General features: G+C 60.0%; 16 protein-coding genes. 11 read left to right on the top strand and 5 right to left on the bottom strand.

Annotated features, from left to right (window positions below; genetic code table 11):
• Nucleotides 1-61: 61 nt before the first annotated feature.
• The 4 genes from EYC95_RS07455 to gap all read right to left on the bottom strand — a co-directional run bounded on the left by EYC95_RS07455 (nucleotide 62) and on the right by gap (nucleotide 3,410).
• Nucleotides 62-970, bottom strand: coding sequence for a FecR domain-containing protein (locus tag EYC95_RS07455; protein WP_131059777.1), 909 nt, complete (start codon nucleotides 968-970; stop codon nucleotides 62-64).
• A gap of 195 nt (nucleotides 971-1,165) precedes the next feature.
• Nucleotides 1,166-1,684 (bottom strand): RNA polymerase sigma factor, encoded by a 519-nt coding sequence (locus EYC95_RS07450; RefSeq protein ID WP_109634254.1) that lies wholly within the window; start codon nucleotides 1,682-1,684, stop codon nucleotides 1,166-1,168.
• Between the two features lie 76 nt (nucleotides 1,685-1,760).
• Nucleotides 1,761-2,225 (bottom strand): methylglyoxal synthase, encoded by a 465-nt coding sequence (locus tag EYC95_RS07445; RefSeq protein WP_131059776.1) that lies wholly within the window; start codon nucleotides 2,223-2,225, stop codon nucleotides 1,761-1,763.
• Nucleotides 2,226-2,408: 183 nt separating this feature from the next.
• The gene (gap, locus tag EYC95_RS07440) at nucleotides 2,409-3,410 is read right to left on the bottom strand and encodes a type I glyceraldehyde-3-phosphate dehydrogenase (protein ID WP_010457403.1); all 1,002 of its coding nucleotides are present in this window, start codon (nucleotides 3,408-3,410) and stop codon (nucleotides 2,409-2,411) included.
• Nucleotides 3,411-3,630: 220 nt separating this feature from the next.
• Between gap and edd the strand changes: the two genes are divergently transcribed.
• The 11 genes from edd (at nucleotide 3,631) to EYC95_RS07385 (ending at nucleotide 17,239) form a co-directional block, all read left to right on the top strand.
• Complete coding sequence (gene edd, locus EYC95_RS07435; protein WP_131059775.1) at nucleotides 3,631-5,457, top strand: phosphogluconate dehydratase; 1,827 nt, start codon at nucleotides 3,631-3,633, stop codon at nucleotides 5,455-5,457.
• Entirely contained in the window at nucleotides 5,454-6,404 is a 951-nt protein-coding gene (locus EYC95_RS07430; protein ID WP_131059774.1) for a glucokinase, read from the top strand. The genes edd and EYC95_RS07430 overlap by 4 nt, the downstream gene beginning before the upstream one ends.
• 158 nt (nucleotides 6,405-6,562) lie before the next feature.
• Nucleotides 6,563-7,291 (top strand): response regulator, encoded by a 729-nt coding sequence (locus tag EYC95_RS07425; RefSeq protein WP_131059773.1) that lies wholly within the window; start codon nucleotides 6,563-6,565, stop codon nucleotides 7,289-7,291.
• A complete protein-coding gene (locus EYC95_RS07420; RefSeq protein WP_131059772.1) occupies nucleotides 7,281-8,750 on the top strand; it encodes an ATP-binding protein in 1,470 nt (489 codons plus the stop codon). The genes EYC95_RS07425 and EYC95_RS07420 overlap by 11 nt, the downstream gene beginning before the upstream one ends.
• Nucleotides 8,751-9,012: 262 nt before the next feature.
• Nucleotides 9,013-10,272 carry an AGE family epimerase/isomerase gene (locus EYC95_RS07415; protein WP_131059771.1) on the top strand — a complete coding sequence of 420 codons (1,260 nt, stop codon included), beginning with the start codon at nucleotides 9,013-9,015 and terminating at the stop codon, nucleotides 10,270-10,272.
• Between the two features lie 117 nt (nucleotides 10,273-10,389).
• Nucleotides 10,390-11,691 (top strand): ABC transporter substrate-binding protein, encoded by a 1,302-nt coding sequence (locus EYC95_RS07410; protein WP_131059770.1) that lies wholly within the window; start codon nucleotides 10,390-10,392, stop codon nucleotides 11,689-11,691.
• Between the two features lie 155 nt (nucleotides 11,692-11,846).
• Nucleotides 11,847-12,755, top strand: a complete 909-nt coding sequence (locus EYC95_RS07405; protein WP_010457390.1) for a carbohydrate ABC transporter permease — start codon at nucleotides 11,847-11,849, stop codon at nucleotides 12,753-12,755.
• A complete protein-coding gene (locus EYC95_RS07400) occupies nucleotides 12,748-13,593 on the top strand; it encodes a carbohydrate ABC transporter permease (RefSeq protein ID WP_033056821.1) in 846 nt (281 codons plus the stop codon). The genes EYC95_RS07405 and EYC95_RS07400 overlap by 8 nt, the downstream gene beginning before the upstream one ends.
• A 2-nt stretch (nucleotides 13,594-13,595) precedes the next feature.
• Nucleotides 13,596-14,756, top strand: a complete 1,161-nt coding sequence (locus EYC95_RS07395; RefSeq protein WP_131059769.1) for an ABC transporter ATP-binding protein — start codon at nucleotides 13,596-13,598, stop codon at nucleotides 14,754-14,756.
• A gap of 174 nt (nucleotides 14,757-14,930) precedes the next feature.
• Entirely contained in the window at nucleotides 14,931-16,277 is a 1,347-nt protein-coding gene (locus tag EYC95_RS07390; RefSeq protein WP_131059768.1) for a carbohydrate porin, read from the top strand.
• Nucleotides 16,278-16,384: 107 nt separating this feature from the next.
• Nucleotides 16,385-17,239 carry a D-hexose-6-phosphate mutarotase gene (locus EYC95_RS07385; protein WP_131059767.1) on the top strand — a complete coding sequence of 285 codons (855 nt, stop codon included), beginning with the start codon at nucleotides 16,385-16,387 and terminating at the stop codon, nucleotides 17,237-17,239.
• Nucleotides 17,240-17,382: 143 nt separating this feature from the next.
• On the opposite strand, the gene EYC95_RS07380 is transcribed toward EYC95_RS07385, so the two are convergent.
• Nucleotides 17,383-18,243, bottom strand: a complete 861-nt coding sequence (locus EYC95_RS07380) for a MurR/RpiR family transcriptional regulator (RefSeq protein ID WP_178083825.1) — start codon at nucleotides 18,241-18,243, stop codon at nucleotides 17,383-17,385.
• Nucleotides 18,244-18,388: the final 145 nt, after the last annotated feature.

The raw sequence follows: 18,388 nt of genomic DNA, 5'->3' as shown, positions 1-18,388 counted from the left end.
CAATTGCATTGGCTATAACGAGACGAACGAGCTTCAGCTATCGAGTAAAAATAATTCTCATTTAGTTCAAGATCACCATAGCGGGGAATTCCTGAAGGCGTGCCGAGGTGATGTGAGCCAGGGAGCGGACCACGTCCAGCGGCTGGTCGAGACGGTAGTTGCCGGTCACGGCGACATCAGCCAACTGCTCGTTGTTGTTGATGATCCAGCCCGGATAATAACGGCGCAGTTCCGCCAGCACCTGGCTCAGCGGGCAGTTCTCGAACACCAGTCGGCCCTGGACCCACGCCAGGTCCGTGGCAGCATCGAGCTTGGCCGGGCGGTCGAAACCGTTGGGGCCGATGCGGATGCTTTCCCCGGCAGACAGTCGCACCCGGGCATCGTCGCGGGTGGCCCGCAGATCGACATCGCCACGCTGCACCCGAACCTGTGCCACGCCATCCAGATAGCGCACGGCAAACGCGGTATCGCGCACGCTGGCCTTGACCGGTCCGGCATCGATTTCCAGCGGCTGGCCGCGATTGGCCGGCACCTCGAAAAAAGCCTCGCCCTGATACAGCCGGGCCACGCGCTGTTGATCGTTGATGGTGCTGGAAAACGCCGAGTTGGTATTGAGCAGGACTTTCGAGCCGTCCTCCAGTTGCAGGCGCTGGCGTTCACCGACCACGGTCAAGTGATCGGCCTGGAGGCGCATCGGCAGGTTGCTGAAACTGAACAAACCGAGGATCAGCACGGCAGCCGTGGCGAGCGGTTTCCAGTGCGGACGCAGGCGCGACAGGACCGTCACTTTCGGCGGCCGGGCGGCCAGGCTTTTTGCGCATTGCACCACTTGCGGACCATCCCAGATCGCCTGAGCCTTGGTGAACGCTTGGGCATGCAACGGATCGGCGGCCAGCCAGTCATGAAACTGTCGGGTCTGTTCCTCGCTCGGACTGCCCAGCACGATCAGCCAGTCCAGAGCCTGGTCCATCGCGCTTGCGGCATCCCGCGCCGGGGAGGGCGGAGGGGGGGCGGGGGGAGGCACTGAAAGCGTGTCCGTCACGGTGTTTCCTCGGCAGTGTCTGTGCACGGCTGTTTTATGAGTGAAGCTTGAAAGTGGGCAAGGTTAGCAAAGCCCGAGGGTCAGCGCAGTCGATCCCGGCAGGTAGAGAGTAAACCTACAGACTCAATCGCCGTTTAACCGTTCGGCAACGCCGATGCAGATCGCCATGATCAGCTTCAGTTCTTTCTGCACGGTGCTCAAAGAGACGTTGAGCTTTTCGGCGATCTCCAGATAACTGTGCCCGTGCAGCCGGCTGAGGATGAAAATCTGCTGCTGCCGATGGCTGAGTTCACTGAGGCTCACGTTCAAACGCTCCAGCAATTGTTCGGCATGGGCAGCATCCTCGGCACTGCTGGCGGGGGCGGCAACGCTTTCCACCACGTCCAGTGGCACGTCGTCGAGCATCGTGCGCGACTGAATGCGCCGCGCGCGCAAATGGTCCAGCGCCAGGTTGCGGGCGGTCTGGAAAACGAAGGGTTCAAGGTGATCGATGGCCCGTTCACTGAGCGCCCGGGTCACTCGCAGGTAGGTCTCCTGTAAGAGGTCCTCGGCGGTGCTGTGATTGTTGACCATCCGCTCCAGCGTGCGCAGCAGAGAAACTCGCTGGGCGATGAAGACGTGATTGAAGCGAGATTGACTCACGGGAGAACCTGATCCATTTCGAGCGAATGATAATGCTTATCATCCGCTCGAGTGGTCAAGTGCTGATTTGTGAAGGTTACGCTCGACCCAGCAGATAGGTCGCGTAATCGGGGATGCGGTGTTCATGCGCCTGCTCCATCATCGGACTGCTGAGCAGGTAGTCGGCGCTGCATTCGTTGCACGCCACCGGAATATTCCAGACCGCCGCGACTCGCAACAACGCCTTGATGTCCAGGTCATGTGGTTGCGGTTCGAACGGGTCCCAGAAGAACACCAGCATGTCGACCCGCTGCTCGGCGATGCGCGCCCCCAGTTGTTGATCGCCGCCCAAGGGGCCGCTGATCATGCTTTCCACCGGCAGATCCAGGCGTTGTTGCAGCAACAGTCCGGTAGTGCCGGTGGCGACCAGTTCATGTTGCGCGAGCTTGTCTTTCTGCCGCTCGGCCCAGTCCAGCAAAAACACCTTGCAGTGGTCATGGGCGACCAGGGCGATACGCTTGTGCGCCGCCATGGTCTTTTGCGTGAAGCTGATACCGATCATGGTTTATTCCACAGGCGATTTTCGAGGCTGATTCTGAGGACGTCATCGCCTGTAGGAGCGAGCGGGCGGCGATCCGACTTGCCCGCGAACCAAGCGGCGCGATGTATCTGTCAGACCGCGTCATCGTTCTGCGCCGGCAAGCCTGGCTCCTACAAAGTCGGGTACGGCGCAACAGGCTCAGAGTCACTCTGCGTTGCACAGCGCCAGGCAGTTATCGAGCATGCGGTTGGAGAAGCCCCACTCGTTGTCGTACCAGGCCAGTACCTTGAGCAGCTTGCCGCTGGACTTGGTGTGGTTGGCGTCGAAGATCGACGACAGCGGGTTGTGGTTGAAGTCGCTGGAGACCAGCGGCAAGGTGTTGTAGCCGAGAATCTTCGAATGCTGGCTGGCTTCTTTGAGCAGCGCGTTCACTTCATCGGCCGACGCTTCACGCTTGAGCTGCACGGTCAGGTCCACCAGCGACACATTGATCACCGGAACACGCACCGCCATGCCGGTCAGTTTGCCTGCCAGTTCCGGTAGCACCAGGCCGACCGCTTCAGCGGCGCCGGTCTTGCTCGGGATCATGTTCTGGGTGGCCGAGCGGGCGCGGTACGGGTCGGTGTGGTAGACGTCGGTCAGGTTCTGGTCGTTGGTGTAGGCGTGGATCGTGGTCATCAGACCGCTTTCGATCCCCAGTTCGCGGTGCAGCACTTGAGCCACCGGGGCCAGGCAGTTGGTGGTGCACGACGCGTTGGAAATGATCTGGTGCGATTGGCGCAGAATGTCGTGGTTAACCCCGTAAACCACGGTGGCGTCGGCGCCTTTGGCTGGGGCCGAAATAATCACTTTGCGCGCGCCGGCCGTAATATGCGCGGCGGCTTTGGCACGGTCGGTGAACAGACCGGTGCATTCGAACACGACATCAATCTTTTCCGCGGCCCAGGGTAGCTCGGCCGGGTTGCGAATGGCGCTGACGGCGATACGGTCGCCGTTGACGGTCAGGCTTTCCTGATCGTGCTGGACATCGGCGTCGAACGTGCCGTGAACAGTGTCGTACTTGAGCAGATGAGCGTTCATCGCGCTGTCGCCCAGGTCATTGATGGCAACGATCTGCAAGTCTTGGCGATAGCCTTGGGTATACAGTGCGCGGAGGACGTTACGGCCAATTCGGCCAAAACCATTGATTGCGATTCGAAGAGTCATTTAACAGGGTCGCCGTCGTTTTGTTGTTGGAATTACAAGATTATTCGCATAAAAATAGAAAACAAGCCTTTTTAATGGCAATATTTTGTTCAATCTACAACGAGTGACCTGAATCAACTGGTCCGACCGATCAAGAAAACCGTCTGTCATCCCATCGACACCGGCGCTTGCTCAGCATAGACAATCAGGTCGCCACATCCGTTAGCCTGGAGTTCTACACATGCATCCCCGCGTAATTGAGGTCACCGAACGGCTTATCGCCCGCAGCCGTGCAACCCGTGAGGCTTACCTTGCGCTCATTCGCGATGCAGCCAGCGACGGTCCGATGCGCGGCAAGCTGCAATGCGCCAACTTCGCCCACGGCGTGGCCGGTTGCGGCACCGAAGACAAAAACAGTCTGCGGATGATGAACTCCGCCAACATTGCGATTGTTTCGTCATATAACGACATGCTCTCGGCGCATCAGCCGTACGAAGTCTTTCCTGAACAGATCAAAAAAGCCCTGCGCGAGATCGGCTCTGTCGGCCAATTCGCCGGCGGTACTCCAGCGATGTGCGATGGCGTGACTCAGGGCGAGCCGGGCATGGAACTGAGCCTGCCAAGCCGCGAAGTGATCGCGCTGTCCACCGCCGTGGCGCTGTCCCACAACATGTTCGATGGCGCGCTGATGCTCGGCATCTGCGACAAGATCGTGCCGGGCCTGATGATGGGCGCGTTGCGCTTCGGTCATCTGCCGATGATCTTCGTACCGGGTGGACCGATGGTCTCCGGCATTTCCAACAAGCAGAAAGCCGATGTGCGCCAGCGCTATGCCGAAGGCAAGGCCAGCCGCGAAGAGCTGCTGGAATCGGAAATGAATTCCTACCACAGCCCCGGCACCTGCACTTTTTACGGCACCGCCAACACCAACCAGCTGCTGATGGAAGTCATGGGCCTGCACTTGCCGGGCTCTTCTTTCGTCAACCCGAACACCCCGCTGCGCGATGCCCTGACCCGCGAAGCGGCGCATCAGGTCACGCGCCTGACCAAGCAAAATGGCAACTTCATGCCGATCGGTGAAATCGTCGATGAGCGTTCGCTGGTCAACTCTATCGTGGCGCTGAACGCGACTGGCGGCTCGACCAACCACACCCTGCACATGCCGGCCATCGCGATGGCTGCCGGTATTCAATTGACCTGGCAAGACATGGCCGACCTCTCCGAAGTCGTGCCGACCCTGAGCCACGTCTACCCGAACGGCAAAGCCGACATCAACCACTTCCAGGCGGCGGGCGGCATGTCGTTCCTGATCCGCGAACTGCTGGAAGCCGGCTTGCTGCACGAAAACGTCAACACCGTGCTGGGCCACGGCCTGAGCCGCTACACCCAGGAACCGTTCCTCGATAACGGCGAGCTGGTCTGGCGCGAAGGCGTGACCGACAGCCTCGACGAAACCATCCTGCGCCCGGTTTCGCGTGCGTTTTCGCCAGAGGGCGGCTTGCGGGTAATGGAAGGCAATCTCGGTCGCGGTGTGATGAAAGTCTCCGCCGTCGCTTTGGAAAACCAGATCGTCGAAGCACCGGCGATGGTGTTCCAGGACCAGCAGGATTTGGCCGATGCGTTCAAGGCCGGTTTGCTGGAGAAGGATTTTGTTGCGGTGATGCGCTTCCAGGGTCCGCGTTCCAATGGCATGCCGGAACTGCACAAGATGACGCCGTTCCTCGGCGTGCTGCAGGATCGCGGCTTCAAAGTGGCGCTGGTGACTGACGGGCGCATGTCCGGCGCGTCGGGGAAAATCCCGGCGGCGATTCATGTCAGTCCCGAAGCTTATGTCGGCGGCGCTCTTGCTCGGGTGCAAGAGGGCGATATCATCCGCGTCGATGGCGTCAAAGGCACCCTGGAGCTTAAGGTGGACGCCGAAGAATTCGCAGCGCGCACCCCGGCCAAGGGCTTGTTGGGCAATAACATTGGCAGCGGGCGCGAACTGTTTGGTTTCATGCGCATGGCCTTCAGCTCCGCAGAGCAGGGCGCCAGCGCCTTTACTTCTGCCCTGGAGACGCTTAATTGAAACTGGCTTTGGTCGGTGACATCGGTGGGACCAACGCACGTTTCGCGTTGTGGAAAAACCAGCAGCTGGAATCGATCCAGGTGCTGGCAACAGCCGACCACGCCAGCCCGGAAGAGGCGATTGCCCTCTACCTGAGCGGGCTTGGCCTGGCGTTGGGTTCGATCGGCTCGGTGTGCCTGTCGGTGGCCGGCCCGGTGAGCGGTGACGAATTCAAGTTCACCAACAACCACTGGCGGCTCAGCCGCAAGGGTTTCTGCAAGACCTTGCAGGTCGAACAATTGTTGCTGGTCAATGATTTCTCGGCGATGGCGCTGGGCATGACCCGTTTGCAGCCGGACGAGTTTCGGGTGGTCTGCGAAGGCACGCCGGAACCGTTGCGCCCTGCCGTGGTGATCGGTCCGGGCACAGGCCTGGGTGTTGGCACGTTGCTGGACCTGGGCGAAGGCCGTTTCGCCGCATTGCCGGGGGAGGGCGGTCACGTCGATTTGCCCTTGAGCAGCCCGCGTGAAACGCAACTGTGGCAACACATCTTCAATGAGATCGGGCATGTCAGCGCTGAAACCGCGTTGAGCGGCAGCGGTTTGCCTCGGGTCTACCGGGCGATTTGTGCGGTGGACGGCCATGAGCCGGTGCTCGATACCCCGGAGTCGATTACCGCTGCCGGTCTGGCCGGCGATCCGATTGCGCTGGAAGTGCTGGAGCAGTTTTGCTGCTGGCTCGGCCGTGTGGCTGGCAATAACGTGCTGACCACAGGTGGACGCGGTGGCGTGTACATCGTCGGCGGGGTGATTCCACGGTTTGCCGATTTCTTCGTCGAAAGCGGTTTCGCCCGATGCTTCGTCGACAAAGGCTGCATGAGCGATTACTTCAAAGGCATCCCCGTGTGGCTGGTGACGGCGCCGTATTCTGGCCTTGTTGGCGCGGGTGTGGCTCTCGATCAGGCTTAAGACCGAGTCGACTCATTCGCGGGCAAGCCTCGCTCCTACAAGGTCCGCGTAAATCCTGTAGGAGCGTGGCTTGCCCGCGAAGAGGCCGGAACAGACAACATAGATTTACGCACGATCAGGCATAATCCGCCCAATTCCAACAACAAGGACGCCGCCCCGTGAGCTCAGTCAGGTCGATTTTGTTGGTCGATGACGATCAAGAGATACGCGAGTTGCTGGACACCTACCTGACCCGCGCCGGTTTCCAGGTCCGTACCACGCCCGATGGCGCAGGCTTTCGCCAAGCGATGAATGAAGCGCCGAGCGATCTGGTGATCCTCGACGTGATGCTGCCGGACGAAGACGGTTTCAGCCTCTGCCGCTGGATTCGCCAGCACCCGCGCCAGGCGCAGGTGCCGATCATCATGCTCACCGCCAGCTCCGACGAGGCCGACCGCGTTATCGGCCTGGAGCTGGGCGCCGACGATTACCTCGGCAAACCCTTCAGCCCCCGTGAATTGCAGGCACGCATCAAGGCCCTTTTGCGCCGCGCCCAGTTCGGTCAGGAGCGCTCCGGCGGTGAAGTGCTGGCGTTCGATGACTGGCGGCTGGACATGGTCAGTCACCGGTTGTTCCACATCGACGGTGAAGAAGTGATTCTCTCAGGCGCCGATTTTGCGCTGCTGAAACTGTTTCTCGATCATCCTCAGGAAATCCTCGATCGCGACACCATCGGCAACGCCACCCGAGGCCGCGATTTGATGCCGCTTGATCGCATCGTCGACATGGCGGTCAGCCGTTTGCGTCAGCGTCTGCGCGATACCGAAAAGCCGCCGCGACTGATCCGTACCGTGCGCGGCAGCGGCTACCAACTGGCAGCCAATGTGGTTGCCAGCAATGGCCACTGAGTTTTTCCGCACGCTCGCCGCTCGCGTGCCGGTGCCGCGTTCGCTGCTCGGGCGCATGTTGCTGCTGACTCTGTTGGCCGTGTTGTTCGCGCAGACGTTGTCGAGCGTGATCTGGGTGTCGCAACTGCGCGCCACCCAGCTCGAAGGCCTGGTCACCAGTGCCCGCAGCCTCGCCCATTCGATGACGGCCAGCGTCAGTTACTTTCGCTCGCTGCCGGTCGCATTTCGTCCATTGGTGCTCGATCAATTGCGCAGCATGGGCGGCACCCGTTTCGTGGTGACGCTCAACGACAAGCCCTTGGGCATGGAAGTGCTGCCTATCACCCCGCGCAAGGAAGCCGTGCTCAAGACGGTGGACCAGGTGTTGCGCGAGTCTCTCGGCCAAGACACGGATATTTCGGTGACCTTCGTCAGCCCCGAAGACCTGCGGATCTTCAACAGCGGGCTGAAACTCGATGAATTGCCGCGCTCATGGGCGCATTACGCGCTCACCCTGGAGCCGGTGAACCCGCCCGTGCTGGTCACGCAAATCCAAATGGCGCCGGGCGAGTGGCTGTACATCGCCTCGCTCTTGCCCGAGCCTTACACCAGTCTTGAAGAGCAAGGCCTGCCGGCGCAGCAAGTCTGGTTCATCGTCCTCACCAGCGGTTTCTTGCTGTTGTTCATCGGCCTGCTGGTGCACTGGCAGAGCCGTCCGCTCAAGCGTTTGGCGCGGGCGGCGCGGGACATGTCTCTCGGTGCCGAAGTCGAGCCGATGGCCGAGGGCGGCGGCAGTGAAGTGGTCGAAGTGGGCCGCGCCTTCAATGCGATGCGCGAACGCATCAGCCGCTACCTGACCGAGCGCAGCCAGTTGTTCAGCGCCATCTCCCACGACTTGCGCACGCCGATCACCCGGCTGCGGCTGCGGGTCGAATTGCTCGAAGACGAACAGCTGCAAGCCAAGTTCGGCCGCGATCTGGATGAATTGGAGCTGCTGGTCAAAGGCGCGCTGCAATGCGTGAAAGACACTGACATCCACGAAAACATCGAGCCGGTGGACCTCAATCATGTGCTCGACTGTCTGGTGGAGCCGTATCTGGCGCCCAACGGCAATGGTCGTGTGACTCAGCAGGGCCGGGCGCTGGCGGCGTACCCGGGCAAACCGCTGGCGCTCAAGCGTTGCATCGGCAACCTGATCGACAACGCGTTGAAGTATGGGCAGAACGCACATTTGCATATCGATGACGACGAGAGCGCCTTCATCCTGCATGTCGATGATGAAGGGCCGGGCGTGCCGGAGCAGCGGATGGAGCAGGTGTTCGAGCCGCACTTCCGGCTGGCCGGGCAGCAGCAGGGTTATGGCTTGGGCCTGGGGATTGCGCGCAACATTGCGCACAGCCATGGCGGTGAGGTCAGCCTGCAAAACCTGCGTGAAGGCGGGTTGCGGGTGACGTTGCAGTTGCCGCGTAGTGTTGATTAGCTGTGGCGAGGGGATTTATCCCCGTTGGAGTGCGAAGCGCTCCCAAAACAGTCACCGCGGTTTACCTGAAGAAAAGAGGTGGCAGTTTTTTACGACTGCTTCGCAGCCGAACGGGGATAAATCCCCTCACCACAGGTCATCACTCGCCACAGAATCGGGGTGAATGTCACAACCCAGTGACATAACACGCCCCCTTCGTTACAAGCCCGCCCCCGCCCGTTGTTTAGACTGCCCCCAGTCATAACAACAAAAAAGGCACCCCATGGACACCTTCCAACCTGCTTTCAGCAGTTGGCTCAACGCACCTGCCCACCAGCAATGGCTCGCCGCCGAAGGCTTGCGCCTGCTGGCGTTTGCCAAGGCTTCAAAGCTTGCCGAAGGCTTCGGCAATCTCGACGAAAAGGGCCGCCTGGCGGCCAACGCCCAAGCCGAAACCATGAACACCGCACGCATGACCCACAGCTTCGCCATGGCGCACATCCAGGGCTTGCCGGGTTTTGCCGAGCTGGTCGATCACGGCATAAAAGCGCTCAGCGGCCCGTTACGCGATGCCGAACACGGTGGCTGGTTTGCAGTCGCCCATCATCGCGACGGCAACACCGGTAAGGCCGCTTACCTGCATGCCTTCGTTGCGCTGGCCGCCAGTTCCGCAGTGGTCGCCCGGCGCCCTGGTGCACAAGCGTTGCTCGACGATGCGATAAATATCATCGACACGCACTTCTGGAGCGAGGAGGAGGGTGCCATGCGCGAATCCTTTGATCGCGACTGGAGCGGCGAAGAAGCCTACCGCGGCGCCAACAGCAACATGCACGCCACCGAAGCCTTTCTCGCCTTGGCCGATGTCACCGAAGACAACCGCTGGCTGTGCCGCGCTCAACGCATCGTTGAACGAGTGATTCATGTTCACGCTGCCGCCAACGATTACCTGGTGGTCGAGCATTTCGATCGCGACTGGCAACCGCTGCGCGAGTACAACCATGACAACCCGGCCGACGGCTTCCGCCCCTACGGCACCACGCCAGGTCACGGTTTCGAATGGGCGCGGCTGTTGCTGCACCTCGAAGCCGCGCGGGTTCAGGCCGGGATGCTCACGCCGGGTTGGCTGGCCACCGACGCGCAGAAACTCTTCGATCACAATTGCCGTCACGGCTGGGATGTCGACGGGCTGCCCGGGATTGTCTACACCCTGGACTGGGACAATCGAGCGGTGGTTCGTCATCGCTTGCACTGGACCCATTGCGAAGCCAGCGCTGCCGCCAGCGCGCTGCTTAAACGCACGGGCGACGAGCAATACGAAACCTGGTACCGACTGTTCTGGGAATTCTGTGACAGTCATTTCATCGACCGCTGCGATGGCAGTTGGCACCATGAACTCGATCCGCAAAACCGCCCGAGCGCCGATATCTGGGCCGGCAAACCCGATCTGTATCACGCTTGGCAAGCCGTTCTGATTCCGCGCCTGCCGTTGGCTCCGAGCATGGCGACTGCCTTGGGGCAGAAGTCCCAGAGCGCTCCTGTGTAACCATGTGGTGACATTTAAGCGTCCCTTCGTTACCTGCGAGGGGATAACTCCTGTTTAAAATCCTATGCAGCGCAAGCACCAGACTTGCATGCATAACAACAAGAAAGGTAATTCTAGATGAATGCGATTTCTCGCCTCGCTACTGTCATTTCTCTTGCCTCATTGCTCCCTGTTTCTGCATTCCCTGTCAGTGCGCTTGCCGCCGATTCCAAAGGTTCGGTAGAAGTCGTTCACTGGTGGACCTCTGGTGGCGAAAAAGCTGCCGTCGATGTCCTCAAGGCCCAAGTCGAAAAAGACGGTTTCACCTGGAAGGACGGTGCAGTCGCCGGTGGTGGCGGTGCTACGGCCATGACCGTACTCAAAAGCCGCGCCGTTGCCGGTAACCCGCCGGGCGTAGCGCAGATCAAAGGCCCGGACATTCAGGAATGGGCGTCTACCGGTCTGCTCGACACCGACGTCTTGAAAGACGCTGCCAAAACAGAGAAGTGGGACAGCCTGCTCGACAAGAAAGTCTCCGATACCGTGAAGTATGAGGGTGACTACGTGGCCGTGCCGGTGAACATTCACCGCGTCAACTGGCTGTGGATCAACCCGGAAGTCTTCAAGAAAGCCGGCATCGAGAAAGCGCCAACCACCCTTGAGGAATTCTACGCAGCCGGTGACAAGCTCAAGGCAGCGGGCTTCATTGCCCTTGCCCACGGCGGCCAGCCTTGGCAGGACAGCACCGTGTTCGAAGCGGTGGTCCTTTCGGTCATGGGCGTCGACGGCTACAAGAAAGCTCTGGTAGACCTGGACAACGCTGCACTGACCGGTCCTGAAATGGTCAAGGCGCTGACCGAACTGAAGAAAGTCGCGACCTACATGGACGCCGACGGCAAGGGCCAGGACTGGAACCTGGAAGCGGCCAAGGTCATCAACGGCAAGGCCGGCATGCAGATCATGGGTGACTGGGCCAAGAGCGAGTGGACAGCGGCCAAGAAAGTCGCTGGCAAGGACTACGAGTGCGTAGCCTTCCCGGGCACCGACAAGGCCTTCACCTACAACATCGACTCCCTGGCCGTGTTCAAGCAGAAAGACAAGGGCACTGCTGCCGCTCAGCAGGACATTGCCAAGGTCGTGCTGGGTGAGAACTTCCAGAAAGTCTTCAGCATCAACAAGGGCTCGATTCCGGTTCGAATCGACATGCTGAGCGACATGGGCAAGTACGGTTTCGACTCCTGCGCCCAGACCGCTGCCAAGGACTTCCTGGCGGACGCCAAGTCCGGCGGCCTGCAACCGAGCATGGCGCACAACATGGCGACCACGTTGGCGGTGCAAGGCGCGTTCTTTGATGTGGTGACCAACTTCATCAACGATCCGAAAGCCGATCCTGCGACTGCCGCCAAGCAACTGGGCACTGCCGTCAAAGCTGCCAAGTAACCGTTAGCCGCGCAGGCCCCTGTGGGAGCGGGCTTGCTCGCGAAAGCGGTGTGTCAGGTAACAGATGTATCAACTGACACGACGCCCTCGCGGGCAAGCTCGCTCCCACAAGGGAAAGCGCTTGTAATCCTTTTCTCTTCGTACGGGATTTCCCCATGAGTTCTGTTGCTGTGTTCAGCAAGGCCTCGCCGTTCGATGCACTGCAGCGCTGGCTCCCCAAACTGGTGCTGGCGCCCAGCATGTTCATCGTCCTGGTGGGCTTCTATGGCTATATCCTGTGGACCTTCATCCTGTCGTTCACCACGTCGACCTTCCTGCCGACTTACAAATGGGCGGGTCTGGCACAGTACCAGCGGCTGTTCGACAACGACCGTTGGTGGGTAGCGAGCAAGAACCTGGCGGTTTTCGGCGGCATGTTCATCGGCATCACCCTGGTGATCGGTGTGCTGCTGGCAGTGTTTCTTGATCAGCGTATTCGTCGCGAAGGTTTCATTCGCACCATTTACCTGTACCCGATGGCGCTCTCGATGATCGTCACAGGTACTGCCTGGAAGTGGCTGCTCAACCCGGGCATGGGCCTGGACAAATTGCTACGTGACTGGGGCTGGGAAGGCTTTCGTCTGGACTGGCTGATCGACCCGGATCGCGTCGTGTATTGCCTGGTAATCGCTGCGGTATGGCAAGCCTCGGGCTTCATCATGGCGATGTTTCTCGCTGGTTTGCGTGGCGTTGATCAATCGATCATCCGTGCCGCCCAGATCGATGGCGCGAGCATGCCGCGCATTTACCTGAAAGTGGTGTTGCCCAGCCTGCGCCCGGTGTTCTTCAGCGCAGTCATGATCCTGGCCCACATCGCGATCAAGAGTTTCGACCTGGTGGCGGCAATGACCGCCGGCGGCCCGGGTTACTCCTCCGACTTGCCCGCGATGTTCATGTATTCCTTCACCTTCAGCCGCGGCCAGATGGGCATGGGCTCGGCCAGTGCGATTCTGATGCTCGGTGCGATTCTCGCAATCATCGTGCCTTACCTGTACTCCGAGCTGAGGACCAAGCGTCATGACTAGTTTCGCTGCCAAACCTTCCATCAGCCTGAGTCGCATCGCGATCTATGGCGTGCTGATCCTTGCGGTATTCCTTTACCTGATACCGCTGGTGGTCATGCTGTTGACCAGTTTCAAGACCCCGGAAGACATCAACTCCGGCAACCTTTTGAGCTGGCCGACCGTGGTCAGCGGCATTGGCTGGGTCAAGGCCTGGGGCACGGTCGACGGGTATTTCTGGAACTCGATCAAGATCACTGTCCCGGCCGTGATGATCTCCACCGCCATCGGTGCGCTGAACGGCTACGTGCTGTCGATGTGGCGCTTCCGTGGCTCGCAGTTGTTCTTCGGTTTGCTGCTGTTCGGTTGCTTCCTGCCGTTCCAGACCGTCCTGCTGCCGGCCTCGTTCACCCTCGGCAAGATGGGCCTGGCCAGCACCACCACGGGCCTGGTGTTCGTGCACGTGGTCTACGGCCTGGCGTTCACCACGCTGTTCTTCCGTAACTACTACGTCAGCGTTCCCGATGCGCTGGTGAAGGCGGCGCGTCTCGATGGCGCCGGTTTCTTCACCATCTTCCGCTTGATCATCCTGCCGATGTCCACCCCGATCATCATGGTCTGCCTGATCTGGCAGTTCACCCAGATCTGGAACGACTTCCTGTTCGGCGTGGTGTTCTCCAGCGGTGATTCGCAACCCATTACGGTGGCGTTGAACAACTTGGTCAACACCAGTACCGGGGCCAAGGAATACAACGTTGATATGGCGGCGGCGATGATCGCCGGGCTGCCGACCCTGCTGGTCTATGTGGTCGCAGGCAAGTATTTCGTGCGCGGGCTGACGGCCGGCGCAGTCAAGGGGTAATCATGGCTACGCTCGAACTTCGCAATGTAAACAAGACCTATGGCCCCGGCCTGCCGGACACCCTCAAGAACATCGAACTGTCGATCAAGGACGGTGAGTTCCTGATTCTTGTCGGGCCTTCGGGTTGCGGCAAGTCGACCCTGATGAATTGCATCGCCGGCCTTGAGACCATCACCGGCGGCGCGATCATGATCGGTGATCAGGACGTCAGCGGCATGAGCCCCAAAGACCGCGACATCGCCATGGTGTTCCAGTCCTACGCGCTGTACCCGACCATGAGCGTGCGCGAGAACATCGCCTTTGGCTTGAAGATCCGCAAAATGCCCGCCGCCGACATCGAAGCGGAAGTGGCGCGGGTGTCCAAGCTGCTGCAGATCGAACACCTGCTCAACCGCAAACCCGGCCAGCTCTCCGGTGGTCAGCAACAGCGCGTGGCCATGGGCCGTGCCCTGGCGCGTCGGCCGAAGATTTACCTGTTCGACGAACCGCTGTCCAACCTCGACGCCAAGCTGCGTGTCGAGATGCGCACCGAAATGAAACTGATGCACCAGCGCCTGAAAACCACCACGGTCTACGTGACCCACGACCAGATCGAAGCGATGACCCTGGGCGACAAAGTGGCGGTGATGAAGGACGGGATCATCCAGCAGTTTGGTACGCCGAAAGACATCTACAACAACCCGGCCAACCTGTTCGTGGCGAGCTTCATCGGCTCGCCGCCGATGAACTTCATCCCCCTGCGTTTGCAGCGCAAGGACGGCCGTCTGGTGGCACTGCTCGACAGTGGTCAGGCGCGCTGCGAATTGCCAATGGGCATGCAGGACGCCGGCCTTGAAGACCGCGAAGTGATCCTCGGCCTGCGCCCGGAACAGATCGTGCTGGCGAACGGCGAGCCCAATGGTTTGCCGACCATTCGCGCCGAAGTCCAGGTCACCGAACCGACCGGGCCCGACACCTTGGTGTTCGTCAATCTCAATGAAACCAAAGTCTGTTGCCGCCTGGCACCGGACGTCGCGCCCAACGTGGGCGAGACCCTGACCCTGCAATTCGATCCATCGAAAGTGCTGTTGTTTGATGCCAAGACCGGTGAACGCCTGGGGGTGGCCGGTCAGCCTAAAACCGAGACTCACAGCGCCAACGTCACCCAATTCAAAGGCCGCTGAAGATAAAAAACTGTAGGAGCCAGGCTTGCCGGCGAAGGCGATTTCAGGGACGCCTTCGCCGGCTAGCCTGGCTCCTACAGGGGGGGATATGCGGTGAGCGGCCTGTCGCTCTCCGCACCTGATGTAACCGCGTTAAATAAAAACAGTTAATAACAATAAAACGAGGATGTAGGGATGAAGAAGAAGAACAACGCTCAGCTTATCTGCCAGTTGTCAGCCGTTGCGGCCATGATGCTGGCCGGTAGTGTGCAAGCGGCTGACGCGTTCAGCGCCGATTCCGAATGGATGACCGGTGATTGGGGGGGCGAGCGGACCAAGCTGATCGAGCAGGGCATCGACATCAAGATGGACTATGTCGGTGAAGTGGGCGGCAACCTCCACGGTGGCTACAACAACGACAAGACCGCGCGTTACGCCGACCAGTTTGGTCTGGGCGTGGCGCTGGACCTGCAAAAGCTTTGGGGCTGGGATAACACCCAGGCCAAGGTCCAGTTCACCAACCGTAACGGCGAAAACATCTCCAATGACCGTGTCGGCGACCCGCGTGCCGGCACCTTGAGTTCCTCCCAGGAAGTCTACGGCCGTGGCCACATGGTCCGTCTGACCCAGTTGTGGATCAAGCACCAGTTCCTCGACGGCAAACTGGACGTCAAAGCCGGTTACTTCGGCGAAGGCGAAGACTTCAACACCTTCCCTTGCGAGTTCCAGAACCTGGCGTTCTGCGGTTCCCAAGCGGGTAACTGGGCCACCAACATCTGGTACAACTGGCCGGTCATGCAGGCTGCGGTCCGCGTGAAGTACAACATCTCGCCTGAGTTCTATGCGCAGATCGGCGCGTACAACCAGAACCCGTCGCAACTGGAGCACGGCAACGGCTTCAAGCTCAGCGGCAGTGGCACCAAGGGCACCGTCTTGCCGGTCGAACTGGTCTGGTTGCCTAACCCTGGCAACCTGCCGGGCGAGTACCGTGTCGGTTACTACAAAAGCACGGCCAATGCCGATGACGTCCGTAAGGATGCCGATGGCAATGATGCAGCAACCAGCGGTAATGCCTATCGCAGCCACGATAGCAAGCACGGTTACTGGTTCGTGGCGCAGCAACAACTCACCAGCCACAACGGTGACGCGTCCCGCGGTCTGAACATCGCAGCCAACGCGACGTTCCACGACAAGGACACCAACTTCGTCGACAACTACCAGTCGCTGATGCTGGTGTATAAGGGCCCGTTCGATGCACGTCCGAAGGATGACTTCGGTATCGGTGCCGCCCGTATCCATGTCAACGATGACGTGAAGAAAAACTCAGAGCTGGTCAACGCCTCCAACAATGTCACTGACTATCAGGACCCGCTGTTCGCGCCGCTGCGTAACACTGAGTACAACTACGAGATCAACTACGGCTTCCACGTTACCAACTGGCTGACCGTGCGTCCTAACCTGCAATACATCACTCACCCGGGCGGTGTCGATGAAGTCGATAACGCGCTGGTCGCCGGCCTGAAAATTCAGTCGGTGTTCTAACGCTGTTGCGATAAGCTCCTCTCTATGTGCGCATTTTTGCGGACAGCCTTGGCTGTCCGCTTTTTTTTGGGGCGGCGCACCCCGGGTGATTTTCAGGACCGTGGCACATGCATGAGCATCCGCTACAACGCTTCTTTAAATCCTTGCGCGAACGTCCGGTGTTTGCGTGGGAGCGCTATCAGAAGCGCGATGTGCTGGTGATCGACCATCCGCTGTGTCAGGCGGTGTTCAGTCGGCAGGGTGCGCAGTTGCTGCACTTCCAGCCAAAGGGCCAGAAACCCTGGCTCTGGTGCGCAGCGAAGTGGCCGCAAGTCGGCGCGATTCGTGGCGGCGTGCCTGTGTGCTGGCCGTGGTATGGCCGTCATCCGAGCGAAAATGCCTGGCCTTCCCATGGCTGGGCACGGTTGATCGATTGGAAGCTGCTCGACAGCAGCCATGACGACGATGGGGTGCGGCTGCATTGGCAGCTTCAACTCTGCGACTGGCAAGTGGACTTGCACGCACACCTTGGCGAACGCATGGATCTGCGCCTGAGCACTGAGCATCAGGACAGCCTGCCGTGCCAATTAAGCCAGGCGTTGCATGCCTATTGGCGTATTGGTGATGTCGGTGAGATAGCGCTGTCTGGGCTCGACGGTGCGCAGGGTTACGACCAGTTGAACCGTCAGGTTTGCCAGCAGGAAGGCGAGTTGAGGGTCGACGGTGGCTGTCAGCGGGTGTTCCAGCATGACGGGGAATTGCAGCTCAAGGACCATGCCTGGCAGCGGGAATTGTGTATTGATACCGGTGACCATGCGGACACGGTGGTCTGGCATCCCGGCTCGCGGCCGTTGCTGGGGGTGAGTTGGAACGAGATTTCGGAGTTTGTGTGTGTCGAGGCGGCGAGCGGCGGGACGGACAGTTTGAGCCTGGCGCCGGGGCAGAAGGCTCATTTGAGTTTGCAAGCGAGGGTTGGCGCTTAGCTCGCGGTGTTGCAACTGACGCCTTCGCGGGCAAGCCTCGCTCCTACAGGTTTCGGTGGGCAGCGAAATCGGTGGTCGACGTAAATTCTGTAGGAGCGAGGCTTGCCCGCGAAGAGGCCAGAACAGGCAATAGAGATCCTGGGCTAGTTAAACTCATCCCCAACCGGATACCGGCTAGCATTCAAGCTCTCTTTGATCTTGCGCAAATGCGGCTGGAAATCCACGCCCCGGCGCAAGGTCATGCCCGTCGCCAGCACATCCAGCACGGTCAACTGAATGATCCGCGACGTCATCGGCATATAGATGTCGGTGTCTTCCGGCAGCGGAATGTTCAGGCTCAACGTACTGGCCTTGGCCAGCGGCGAGTTCTCCGCGGTCAGGCCGAGCACCGAAGCGCCGTTTTCACGGGCGATACGCGCCACTTCCACCAATTCACGAGTGCGGCCGGTGTAGGAAATGATCACGAACAACTCGCCGGTATGCGCCACCGACGCAATCATGCGCTGCATCAGCACGTCGGCATGGGCGGTGACGGCCAGGTTGAAGCGGAAGAACTTGTGCTGCGCATCCAGCGCCACCGGGGCTGAGGCGCCGAGGCCGAAGAAGTGGATCTGCCGGGCCTGGATCAACAGGTCGACGGCGCGGCTGATCAGGTTCGGATCCAGCGCCTGCAAGGCACTGTCCAAAGAAGCGATGGCGCTGCCGAAAATCTTCTTCGTATAGGCTTCAGGATTGTCATCGGCCTCGACCGCACGGCTGACATAGGCCGCGCCACTGGCCAGGCTCTGGGCCAACTGAAGCTTGAGTTCCGGGTAGCCGCTGACGCCGAACGAGCGGCAGAAACGGTTGACCGTCGGCTCGCTGACCTTGGATGCCTGTGCGAGGGCGGCGATGCTGAACCGGGTGGCCTGCTGTGGGTTGAGCAGGATCACTTCGGCGACTTTGCGTTCAGCCTTGTTCAGGTCTTCAAGGCGATTCTGGATCTGTTCCAGTAAATTTCGCACGCGGTCCATTTCATGTTCCTTAGGTCAGCAGCGCAAATAAGCGTTCGGCTAATGCAAATTGGGCCTTTGATACGGCCCGTAACGGTGGCCTATCCTACTGATGGCTCCGACCGACCACCACTCGGAATCTGTATTTTGCGAAAAT

Source organism: Pseudomonas sp. BGI-2 (genome assembly GCF_004310295.1).
GTDB lineage: Bacteria > Pseudomonadota > Gammaproteobacteria > Pseudomonadales > Pseudomonadaceae > Aquipseudomonas.
The sequence above is the reverse complement of the archived record's forward strand: the minus strand, read 5'-3'. Positions and strand labels throughout refer to the sequence as shown.